Annotated in this window: 12 protein-coding genes, 1 tRNA gene and 2 pseudogenes; 2 read left to right on the top strand and 13 right to left on the bottom strand. The window is 43.5% G+C overall.

The genetic code is table 11. The annotated features are described in order from the left end of the window. Window positions 1–232: 232 nt before the first annotated feature. The 10 genes and pseudogenes from IM500_RS00125 to IM500_RS00080 form a co-directional block, all read right to left on the bottom strand. Complete coding sequence (locus IM500_RS00125) at window positions 233–472, bottom strand: DUF4926 domain-containing protein (protein WP_287737347.1); 240 nt, start codon at window positions 470–472, stop codon at window positions 233–235. A 101-nt stretch (window positions 473–573) separates the two neighbouring features. Further along, the gene (locus tag IM500_RS00120) at window positions 574–909 is read right to left on the bottom strand and encodes a DUF5615 family PIN-like protein (RefSeq protein ID WP_002795643.1); all 336 of its coding nucleotides are present in this window, start codon (window positions 907–909) and stop codon (window positions 574–576) included. Continuing rightward, on the bottom strand, window positions 910–1,212 hold the full coding sequence (locus IM500_RS00115) for a DUF433 domain-containing protein (RefSeq protein ID WP_002795644.1): 303 nt from the start codon (window positions 1,210–1,212) through the stop codon (window positions 910–912). Window positions 1,213–1,320: 108 nt separating this feature from the next. Next, window positions 1,321–1,567, bottom strand: a pseudogene (locus IM500_RS00110) (DUF2283 domain-containing protein). A gap of 96 nt (window positions 1,568–1,663) precedes the next feature. Continuing rightward, the gene (locus IM500_RS00105; RefSeq protein WP_012267893.1) at window positions 1,664–1,999 is read right to left on the bottom strand and encodes a XisI protein; all 336 of its coding nucleotides are present in this window, start codon (window positions 1,997–1,999) and stop codon (window positions 1,664–1,666) included. After that, a pseudogene (locus IM500_RS00100) lies at window positions 1,987–2,124 on the bottom strand (element excision factor XisH family protein); the annotation flags it as partial. The pseudogene IM500_RS00100 and the gene IM500_RS00105, both read right to left, overlap by 13 nt. Window positions 2,125–2,156: 32 nt before the next feature. After that, entirely contained in the window at window positions 2,157–2,399 is a 243-nt protein-coding gene (locus IM500_RS00095; RefSeq protein WP_012267894.1) for a DUF4926 domain-containing protein, read from the bottom strand. A gap of 10 nt (window positions 2,400–2,409) precedes the next feature. Next, window positions 2,410–2,742 carry a DUF6883 domain-containing protein gene (locus IM500_RS00090; RefSeq protein ID WP_002800853.1) on the bottom strand — a complete coding sequence of 111 codons (333 nt, stop codon included), beginning with the start codon at window positions 2,740–2,742 and terminating at the stop codon, window positions 2,410–2,412. Between the two features lies 1 nt (window position 2,743). After that, window positions 2,744–5,509 (bottom strand): tetratricopeptide repeat protein, encoded by a 2,766-nt coding sequence (locus IM500_RS00085; RefSeq protein ID WP_287737346.1) that lies wholly within the window; start codon window positions 5,507–5,509, stop codon window positions 2,744–2,746. A 101-nt stretch (window positions 5,510–5,610) separates the two neighbouring features. After that, entirely contained in the window at window positions 5,611–6,297 is a 687-nt protein-coding gene (locus IM500_RS00080; protein ID WP_190718916.1) for a DUF3782 domain-containing protein, read from the bottom strand. Between the two features lie 304 nt (window positions 6,298–6,601). Here IM500_RS00080 and IM500_RS00075 point away from each other — a divergent pair, with 304 nt between their 5' ends. Continuing rightward, window positions 6,602–7,315 (top strand): TauD/TfdA family dioxygenase, encoded by a 714-nt coding sequence (locus tag IM500_RS00075; RefSeq protein ID WP_190718913.1) that lies wholly within the window; start codon window positions 6,602–6,604, stop codon window positions 7,313–7,315. A 36-nt stretch (window positions 7,316–7,351) separates the two neighbouring features. Here IM500_RS00075 and IM500_RS00070 read toward each other — a convergent pair. The 3 genes from IM500_RS00070 to petE all read right to left on the bottom strand — a co-directional run bounded on the left by IM500_RS00070 (window position 7,352) and on the right by petE (window position 9,969). Then, window positions 7,352–7,425, bottom strand: a tRNA-Met gene (locus tag IM500_RS00070). 83 nt (window positions 7,426–7,508) lie between these two features. Beyond that, window positions 7,509–9,236, bottom strand: a complete 1,728-nt coding sequence (locus IM500_RS00065; protein WP_016514268.1) for a succinate dehydrogenase/fumarate reductase flavoprotein subunit — start codon at window positions 9,234–9,236, stop codon at window positions 7,509–7,511. Window positions 9,237–9,591: 355 nt separating this feature from the next. Continuing rightward, complete coding sequence (petE, locus tag IM500_RS00060; RefSeq protein WP_190718910.1) at window positions 9,592–9,969, bottom strand: plastocyanin; 378 nt, start codon at window positions 9,967–9,969, stop codon at window positions 9,592–9,594. Window positions 9,970–10,161: 192 nt separating this feature from the next. Between petE and petJ the strand changes: the two genes are divergently transcribed. Next, window positions 10,162–10,482, top strand: a complete 321-nt coding sequence (gene petJ / locus IM500_RS00055) for a cytochrome c6 PetJ (protein ID WP_002796336.1) — start codon at window positions 10,162–10,164, stop codon at window positions 10,480–10,482. Window positions 10,483–10,941 lie beyond the last annotated feature (459 nt).

Raw genomic sequence — 10,941 nt, 5'->3', positions numbered from 1 at the left:
AGAGATTCAAAAGTGATTTGAAGATTGATGGTGGTACTCATGAAATTTCTCCTATTTGGATAAAAAGTTAAATTTTGAGAATTGCTTTAATTTTCATGGTTGGTATAGGTGATCAAGAGTTTCTAATCTTCTTCTAATGTAGCCTGAATTTTTGCTAATCGTTAGTTAATAGAAGTTATCCAAGAAACGGGAACCGCTATCACGTCAATGGTTTCGTTATTGTCAAACATTTCTAGGAGATAACCGATAACACGATAACACGATAACACGATAACCGATAACAGATAACAGATAACAGATAACAGATAACAGATAACAGATAACAGATAACAGATAACAGATAACCTGCTTCTGATTGTTGTTCCTTAGGAGGTAAATATTCAACAATTGTTCCCTGATCACCTTTTTTAAAAATAGTGTCGGGGACATCTCTACATAATTTGACTTGTTGAAAAAGTTGGACGGGTTGCATTATTCATACTCCTTAATTTTATCGTAGTAAAGAGTAACAAAATTAGCTTTTTGATTATTTTTATCGATCTGCCAAATACTAATTCACTTTTTCATGCGGTTCTATATAAACTCTATGTGATTATACATTTCTTCGGGTTCAAGAATTTCCCAGATTAAGAGTAGTCCTCGAATTATTTGACCAATAGATTTACTTTGTTGGGGACAGTAAGCAATTCCTGCATGAGTTATAGATGATTGATTGATTCTTAAAAAATCAGTATCTTGAGTAAAAATCACGCGACCATTGGCTAAGGCAAATTGCAATTGTATTTCATCGGATACCCCCAATAAATTTTCTTCTGGAGTGGTAGTAACATCAAGGCCTCGCTGGCGCAATCCAAGAGCAATGTTATAGCTTACATTTTCATCAAGGTGAAATTTAATTTTATTGCCCATTCATTTTTTTAGTTTTTCTTGGACTAGAGAAGGTGTTTTAGCTTGCATTTCCTTGGCAAAGGTATCATCATCTGTGATTTGTTGTCTAATTTCTTCAAGGTGATCGTGATAGTAAGAAAGGGCCGCGTAAACATCAGCTAAAGTAATGCTGGGATAATGATAAACAATTTCATCGGGTGACATTCCCAGGCGTTCGTGCCAAATAACGACATCTTGGACTTTGATGCGATGACCTGCGATGCGCGGTTTACCGCCACAAGTTTCTGGGGTAATTTCAATGTGATTGATTAAAGTTGTTGTCATTGATAATAACGAATTTGTCCGATTATAGGGTCACAAGGAATCTGCGCCCAAATGTTATATATATTATATCACGTCAAGGTTTATAGAATAATTTTATTATGACAACTCTTATAAACTTAAAGCTAATTGAGGCGCGACAATAGTTTCGAGGGAAAAAGCATTCAGATCCGTTAAGCTTTTGGCCTGTTTCAAGGTGATTGCACAAATATTCCCCTGCTGATCAAGATCGACCAAGGTATTTTGTATTTTGTATTTTGTATTTGGTATTTTCATTGATTTCTTGAGTCTCGACAATAGGATTGTTATTGAACTCTAGGTATAGAGTATCCGTATCCTGAAAGTAGGTGATTTTCATGGCTGACTTGGGTTATCAAGAGTTTCTAATCTTCTTCTAATAGTGATTCATTTGGCGGCGATTGCGGTTTTGAGAATTGTCCATCATATTTGAAAGTTAAGCGACAGCGAAGCCTGTATATTGACGTATTTTAGGTTCATGGAATCCCAAAACAATATCTTCTTTAGCAATGCCTGCGCTTAGTAATTCTTTGGTGATACCGTCTTCGGTGTTGTCACATTGTACCCAAATTTTGTCGTTAATAATTTCTAAATGAATCAGACAATCATGATAACGCTGATTCTGTTGCCAACCTTCTGAAATGACGAGATATTGATCATTCTGAGGATCAAAAGCTAGACGATTTTGAATGTCCGCATTGTTATAAATAATTTGGCTATAGGGGACAAGAATCTGATGAATAATTTTGCGGTAATGGTTTAGTTTATCCATTGGGTGATTACCTCATTGTCAGGGTTAAAGATAATTAGTTTTAGTGTTTTTTCTTCAAGGAGTATTTGACCAATTTCTTGATGAAATAAGCTGTTGAAAGTTTTTTCCCGAATAGCAAGATAAAGAGTTCTATCTAAAAGTTGGCGAAAGTTTTATCTTAGACTGAGACTAATTCAGGTTCACTGATCAGCCGTAGAAGTTTTGAGTGATCAACGGTTTCCATCGCAAAGGTTTGGCCGTTTTGATCGGTAAAATCAATCAGAAAAGCTTGCTGATTAAAAGACATTAAAACAGTTCCCATTTGTCCGCGACGCAGAAGGATGGGCTGATGGGTCGTTTTGTGAGTAGCCGTAACATCTTCCGTTAGGGCAACGAGATCGTATTCTTGAATGGTGTTCATCATGGGCTAGTTAATTAATGGGATAGACATTAGTAAGACGAGGAAAATTTTCAGTTATTTGGACAATCCAGCAACTTAAAATTAAGGATTCTCCGATGTCGGTACAGAGGTTAAATTTCAGATCATAGTGAGTGCCATATTGATCGATTTTATAAAGTTCGGCTTCTCCTTCCATTACTGCTTTTTTAAGAGCATTTTCTAGGATTTCTTTATTAGCTAAGGTAATCCCTAATCTTTGTTTGAAAAGCAAGGCTTTATGTTTTCCTTTTGAATGCTCAGGATTGAGGCAGTAACGTTCAAGTTTGTCTCCTAGGTTGGCTTGATCGGCATTGGGAAGTTTCATTTTATTTGTTGGCTTCTCCTAAGTTTCCCTGAATTTGCCCTAACAGTTTTTCACAATCTTTAACCAAGGGAATCCCCAGTTCTTGGCATAATTTAAGCGCTTGTTGGCAATAGCTGAGGGCAAGTTCAGGGCGATTAGTTTTGTGGAAGATTTCGGCAAGAACTCTTAAACTATAGGCGATTAAATATTTATAATCAATATCTTGAGAAATTACTAAGGATGCTTGAATTTTGCTTTCGGCTTCGCTGTAGTTTTCTAGTTTGAGCAATATACTCCCTATAGTATGTAGAGAAGATGCTACCCCTTGCCAATCGCCGATTTTTTCACTGATGTTGAGAGATTGCTGGTGATAGGCGATCGCTTTTTCATACTGTCCCAAGCAATTATAACAATTGCTTAGATTACCGAGAGAAATTGCCACCCCTTGCCGAAATCTGATTTTTTCACTGATGTCGTGATATTGCTGGTAGAGGTCGATCGCTTTTTCATACTGTCCTAGGTCATAATAACAATTGCCTAAATTCCCGAGAGAAATTGCCACCCCTTTCCGATCGTCCATTGCTTCACTGATGTCGTGACATTTCTGGTGATAGAAAATTGCTTTTTCATACTGCCCCAAGGACTTATAACAATTGCCTAAATTACCGAGAGAACTTGCCACCCCTTGCCGATAGCCGATTTCTTCACTGATTTCGAGAGATTGCTGATGATAGGCGATCGCTTTTTCATACTGTCCCAAGCAATTATAACAATTGCCTAAATTCCCGAGAGAAATTGCCACCCCTTGCCGATAGCCGATTTCTTCACTGATGTCGTGATGTTGCTGGTGATAGGCGATCGCTTTTTGATACTGTCCCAGGGAATTATAACAATTGCCTAAATTACCGAGAGAAATTGCCACCTCTTGCTGATCGCCCATTGCTTCACTGATTTCGAGAGATTGCTGGTGATAGGCGATCGCTTTTTCATACTGCCCCAAGGAATCATAGCAAAGGCCTAGACGGTTTAACGATTTGCGATAACAAACTTGTTCCCGTTGACTCCCTGCAATAATTTGCTCATACAATTCGGCTCGCTTGCGATAAAATCCTTGTAAATCTAAAAATTCCTCAACCGATTTATTTTTCTCTTCTCCTCCTCGATCCTCATTCAAAATATCGTAAGCTAACTGCCATTCTCCCAATTCCCCTGCATGGTAAAACGCCTCTAAATAGGCTGTCACATCGGCAAAAGATTCCCAGGGGGGGCCAGGTAAATGAGCCATAAAATAATCTAAGGCTAACTGATGGGAAGATCGCAATATTTCAGCATTTGCTTGATTTTGCACCACCATGGAAATTAAAGGCAAAAACTGAAACTGTCGCGGTTTTACATTGTATTCGGGGGGAAATTCTTGTAATAAAGATAAACGAGCAAAATGTCGTAAATCTTGGTCAGTTATTTCTGGGGTTAATCCCTGCGCTAACCCTAAATCAAAACTCTCGCGCAATACCGATAACCGCGTTAAACTCTCCCTAAACTCTTTCGATAATCGCGCTAAACTGGCGGTAATCACTTCTCTGACACAGGTTTCCGTGTCGCGGTGATAACCCTCCACATCAAACAGATTTAAGCCCAAATTTTGCGACTCGGTGACAGAAACCCCTTTCCCAAACTTATCTTTCATCAAACTACAAACCAGTTCCATTAAGAGGGGATGACCTCCCATTTTATCGACAAATTGGGCTAATTCTTCATCGCTTCCCGTTAAGCCGTGATCTTCGGTGACATAACGCATCGCATCCGCTTCTTTTAACCCTTTTAAAGGCCAAGAATAATAATAATCTTGCAAATTGACGGGGAATTTTAGCTGTTCTCGACTGGTGACTAATAGCTTACTGCTGCTTTCTGTGTTTAACCATTTTTGCAAGAATTGCTGATAAACCAAATTTACTGGGGCAGTTAGTACCGTTTCCAAATTATTCAACACTAATAAACAGGGTTTAGCGGTTAACCCTTTGCTGATTGCGTCTATTAATTGCCCATCATTCCATTTTTCATCATAATTTTGTTTTAACTCCTCTAATAACCACCGTCCGAACTGTGCCAAAGGGTAAGGCTGGTTAAAATTAACCCATAATACCGGCCAATCAGCAGTTAATTGATCTGTAAACTTTCTCGCCAGGGCAGTTTTACCATAACCTCCGGCGGCGGTAATCTCGATTAACCTTAGATGGTCATTCCCTAACGCTGTTTGGAGTTCTTGCAATTCTTCCCGTCGTCCTTGCCATCTACGCACGGGTGGGAGTTGCGTATCCACTAACCCAGAGGTGGTCAGGGGTTGGGGGGAGGATTGAGCCGTTGCTTCGGGTTTAGTTACCGCTTTTTTAGAGGGTTCAGAGCGCCTTTTATGCCACTCCTCCGAAAATTTAGTCAAATTTGTTGTCTTATCGCCGCATTTCGCCCACAGAGTTAGGGAGAACCGCCATTCCTCCGACCCCTGCTGTTTGAAACGCTCATCCCGAAGAATGCCTAGATAATCGGCCAAATAGTGGCTAATCGCGTCCCTAACTTGATCTTTGGTCAATTTTTCCCCTTTCTGCTCTGCCAAGCGTACTAAAGCCGCTAAATTCGTCTCAACCCGCAAAAGTTTCCCCTCTTCCCCTAGAGCCAGCTTGACTCCCCAATCATTATCCTCACATTGACAGTGAGCCACATGATCTAATAAGACTTCAAACAAGCGTTTGACCCTTTTTTCAACAGTTTCGCCATAACTCTTCTTAGGCATGGGATTAGATCGGTAGAGGTTAGGGATAGCTTATTTTAGTCTATTTTTTGGGATGATGAAAAACACCCCCAGAAAACGGGTTTCTTTAAGAAACCTGTTTTCTAATGAAAACCTAGGGGCCGAAACTGAACATCGTTGATGATTTTAACCGTTTCTCCTGATTGCTTAATCACAAATAAACCGCGCCGATAAGCATAACTATCTATGCCCTGATCGATTTCAATCCCCGCTACTGCGCCATAAACCTGAAAGTCTCGAAATTGGGGAAAGGCTAACTTAAATCGCTGTAATCGATCGAGAAAGTCATCTACATCATCCTTCGAGAGTCGAGATTTACACTCCACCGCCACTAACTCACTGCCATTCACCGCCAGAATATCAATTTCCATCGCTGCCCCGGGACGTTTACTTTTTAAGCGACTCATGGTTTGGGTGACATCAATCCCCCGCTCTTGGAATAACTGCACAACCGCCGGCTCTACCATTTCTTCTATAAAAAGACACAAAGGGGTGGTTAAGTTATTGACGGCTTCGGCGGTGGCTCGTACCAGCTTTTTCAATTCTTCCATCGTGCGATCGGCTTCAGCACTGCGGCGATCAGCCTCAGCATTTCGTTGTTCAGCTTCAGCACTACGGCGGTCCGCTTCAACATTGCGGCGCTCGGCTTCAACATTGCGGCGCTCGGCTTCAACATTGCGGCGTTCGGCTTCTTTTTGGAACTCGGCAAATTGAGCCTCGGTTCTTTCAAACAGTTTGTAAATATCGGCGATCGTAATAGCTTCTGACATGGGGTGTTCTTGTCTATTTGAGCAAAGCCGATCCTATTCTAGCAACTCGGCTGGTTGAGAGGATATCGTTCTTTTACCCATCACTTGCTGACAGGATAAATCCGACACCATCCCGACCAAAAATCGCAAATTTTTTCCTAAAAAAGTTTGGAGTCCCCCACTCCCCCAAAGCCTCCCCCAAAGCTGAAAGCCTTAGCCAATCAGCTTTTTATTATGCAATTTTTTTTAATTAGACCTCTTGCCTTAGCACATACCCCAGATTTTTTCATAGCAAGTATCAACCTATTGAAGTGGGGAAAATCTTATGTTTTCAATGCTTACATTCTCAACTGCTATTCTACAGGACTACCTCAAAAAAAACGGTTTTTTTGTCTTCGATAACCCTTCGGGCGATCGCTGGTTCCAATGTTTAGAGGATATTACCCAAGCAACCCCCGTTATCCAAACTAACGGAGAGATTATCTATCCTATCAAAGCAAATCCTGACGCTATGGGAAAAAGTGACGCACAATCCCCCGGAATTGGGCTTTTACCTCATACAGAATGGTCCTACAAAGCTATCCCTCCTAAATACCTCTGTTTGCGCTGTAAAACTCCGGATCGTTGGGGTGGGGGTGCGACGACTTTGGTTAAGTTTGATGACTTAATGCGTCATTTTACCCTTGAGGAACAACATTTTATGGCGGCTCAACCTCAATATTTTATGTCCAAGGACGGCAAAGAAAGCTTTTTTGCACCAATCTGGCAACGAGATGCCGAAATCATCCGCTTTAGCTATAATGTGCTGGTTTATGGGGAATTTAGCCCCGCTCTTAGTAAACCGATCGCTTCTGGTCTAGATTCCCGTTTAATGGCTTTATGTGACAAATTTTTGGCACTGTTTGAAGCCTATCACGTTCCGCTCTATTTAAAAGCAGAACAGATCTTGATCATCGATAATTATACTTGTCTCCATTCTCGCCAATCCTACATTGACCCCAATCGCTGTCTTGAAAGGGTAATGTTCGATGTTCCCTAACGGGAAATCGGGGTTAACTACCGGCTTTATAAGTAATGGCGGGAAGCGGATTTGAACCACTGACCTTCGGGTTATGAGCCCGACGAGCTACCAGACTGCTCTATCCCGCGTTGCTTTATTTAGTATAGAACTAAATCTCGGTAAATGCCAAGGAGTTTGTAATATTCCTTTACATTTACCGTCCGACCAGAGGTTAATACTTACGTTCCACGGGGGTGAAATCCTGAATTACCACGGGCATATAGTCGATATCGATGCCGGAGGGGGAATAATAGGCGAGGGTATGCTGAAGGAAATTTTGGTCATCCCGTTGGGGAAAATCTTCGCGGGAGTGGGCCCCTCGGCTTTCTTGACGATTGAGGGCAGAGGTGAGGATAATTTCCCCCACCACCATGAGACTTTGTAATTCCCAGGCCTCGATTAGTTCCGTATTCCAGCAATCCCCCCTATCATCGAGGTAAATCTGCTCGTATTTGCGCTTTAATTCGCCGATTTGTTTAATTCCCTCGCGCATGGTCGCTTCGGTGCGAAAAACGCCGCAATGTTGGGTCATACAGTCTTGGAATTGCTGACGTAGTTGACCGATGCGAATCGTGCCTTTTTTGGTCAATAAAGCGGTGATTTCCTCTTTAGCATCCTGAAGGTAAATATCGGGATTAAAGACGGGAAAAGCGCGTTTTTCGACGTATTTAGCGATCGATTTGCCGGTTCTTCTCCCATAGACCACACATTCTAACAGGGAATTACTGCCCAAACGATTGGCCCCGTGGACAGAGACACAGGAACATTCCCCGGCGGAGAAAAAGCCCTCGCTGAGGGTATCGGCACTTAAGCGAACGCGACCATCGGTATTAACGGGAATGCCGCCCATACAATAGTGAACTGTAGGACGTACAGGCATCGGTTCCTCTACCGCATCGACACCGACGAGACGGTGGGCCTCCTCCCAACAGAAGGGAATGCGACTCATAATTTTTTCCCGGCCTAAATGGCGTAAATCCAGATAGACAAAGGGACCCCCGGCGCTACCGTCCAGATTTACCCCCCGGCCGGCGCGAATTTCTAGGGTAATGGCCCGGGAAGTGATGTCCCGGGGTGCCAATTCCATGCGCGAGGGGGCGTAGTCTTCCATAAAACGACGACCTTCGCTATTGATTAAATAAGCCCCTTCACCCCGGACTGCTTCCGAGATTAAAACACCGACGGGATAGAGTCCAGTGGGGTGAAATTGGACAAATTCCATGTCTTCTAGGGGAATACCCGCTTTTGCCGATAAAGCTAAACCGTCTCCCGTACAGGCGAAATCGTTGGAGGTGGTATTATAAACGCGACCATAGCCCCCCGTCCCGAACATAATTGCTTTTGCCCGGAGGATTTCTAACTGTCCGGTGGCGATTTGGTACATAACCACGCCTTTAGCCGTACCTTCTTCGAGGATAAGGCGTAAAACGTACCATTCATCGTAGATTTTTACCTGATTACGGCCTAAATTACTGACTAATTCGTGCAGCATGGCGTGACCGGTTTTATCGGCGGCGTAACAGGCCCGGTTATGGCTGTGACCGCCAAAGGCTCTTTGGGCAATGCGTCCATCTTCGAGACGGGAGAATAACACGCCTAGATGTTCCAATTCGATGATAACTTCGGGGGCTTCTCGGGTGAGGATATCCACCGCATCCTGGTCAGCCAGAAAATCGGAACCTTTGACAGTATCGTAGGCGTGGGCCTTGGGATTATCTTTGGGGTCAACGTTTTGCAGGGCGGCGGCGATACCTCCCTGGGCAGCGACGGAGTGGGAACGAATTGGGTGGGTTTTGGCAACGACAGCAACATCGATAGTCGGGTTGAGGCGTTTGATTTCTAAGGCGGCGCGGCATCCTGCTAACCCACCGCCCACTATAACGACATCGTGTTCTTTCATGGCTGATTTTCCTCCGGGCTTCTGTTTCTATGGTGGGGTTAGAATTGCTCGGAAGTCAGTTTTGTAACCGAGACTTTATATTTCAGGAGACAGGAGATAGGAGATAGGAGACAGGAGACAGGAGACAGGAGACAGGAGACAGGAGACAGGAGACAGGAGATAGGAGACGGTCGACAGGAGGCGGTCGGCAGGAGGCAGAAGATTATTTTTATTGATTCTCCCCACTTCCCACTCCCCACTCCCCACTTCTCACTTCTCACTTCCCACTTCCCACACCCCACACCCCACTTCCCACTTCCCCAAAAAACAACCCGCGGCAGTTAACCGCGAGTTATTTTTGACTAAAATCGGATAATTACTCAACGGTAATCGTTCCGACCATACCGGCACCGCGATGGGGTTCGCAGTAGTAGGTGTAAGTACCCGGTTCGCTGAAAGTGCTTTCAAAGGACTCACCGGCGGAAAAAGCCAGACCTTTATGGGATAATTTAGCAGCCTGGGCTTCGGGAACTTTGGTGCTATCGAAAACTATGTTATGGGGAGAAAGTTTGTTATTGACCCATTTCACCGTATCTCCTGCTTTAATAGTGAGGGCGGGGGGATCAAATTGTAGTGTACCCGCATCACCGCCCATCTTCACCGTGAAGGTTTCCGCAGCAGCGGAGGCAGTGTTGAAGAAGAAGCTAGAGACGACTAGCACCAGGGTAGCGACCAATAAACCTAATTTTTTCATGCTTGTTAATCCTTTACACGAGGGAAGATGACAAGTTTGACAGCCTGTCTTTTGACAAAAAAGTAAAAGTTTGCTTTTAACTGTCCCATGAATTAATTCTACACCAAGTTTGACAGCTTGTCTTTTGACAAGAAAACCGGTTTTTTCTGACGATGGTTGGGGAATTTCTTAAGAAATAGAGGAGAACCTATCGTGAAAAGATTATTAATTTCCCTGTGCTTGCTCTTGGCTGTGGTTACTTTCGGTATGGCTCGTCCCGCTTTAGCTGATGGGGCTTCGATTTTCAGTGCTAACTGCGCTTCCTGCCACATGGGCGGTAAAAACGTGGTTAATGCCGCTAAAACCCTGAAAAAAGAAGATTTAGTGAAATACGGCAAAGATTCCGTTGAAGCTATCGTTACCCAAGTTACCAAAGGTATGGGTGCGATGCCGGCTTTCGGTGGTCGTCTCAGCGCTGAAGATATCGAAACTGTAGCTAACTATGTCCTCGCTCAAGCGGAAAAAGGCTGGTAAAAGTTAGTTATCGAAAAAATCGGGTCGAAAACCTCGCCTTAAGGCGAAAAGTTTTGGGAGCGGGGCATAAATCCCCGTTACAAAAACGGCCCGCTGCTCCCTGCCTTCGTTATCGGGGGCGAGTTATCGGTTATCAGTCTGTTGACACTCCTGAGCCTAAAGGCGTGAGGATGCTCGAAGCTCATCACTGCACTTTCTGGTTTCCCTTACTCACGTCTTACACGATTATTTCTGAACCGAGATTACTAGAGTATCAGTTGCTATCTAGGGTTGGCTGAATAATGGTAAAAACCTTACAGGAAAGGGCTTTTAGCTTGATTGAGAGCTTCCCAAATGCACTTAAATCTGCTAGAATCGCTCAAAACCCTTGCATCACCCTTGCATCTTCTCTCATTAGTGCTAATGTACCGTAAAAGCGAGTTACCCTCAACCCCACCAGAAAACTTCGAGCTGCCCTTT

It is taken from the genome of Microcystis sp. M179S2 (assembly GCF_020245805.1).
In the GTDB taxonomy this organism is placed as follows: domain Bacteria; phylum Cyanobacteriota; class Cyanobacteriia; order Cyanobacteriales; family Microcystaceae; genus Microcystis; species Microcystis aeruginosa.
This window is presented reverse-complemented; position numbering and strand designations above follow the sequence as displayed.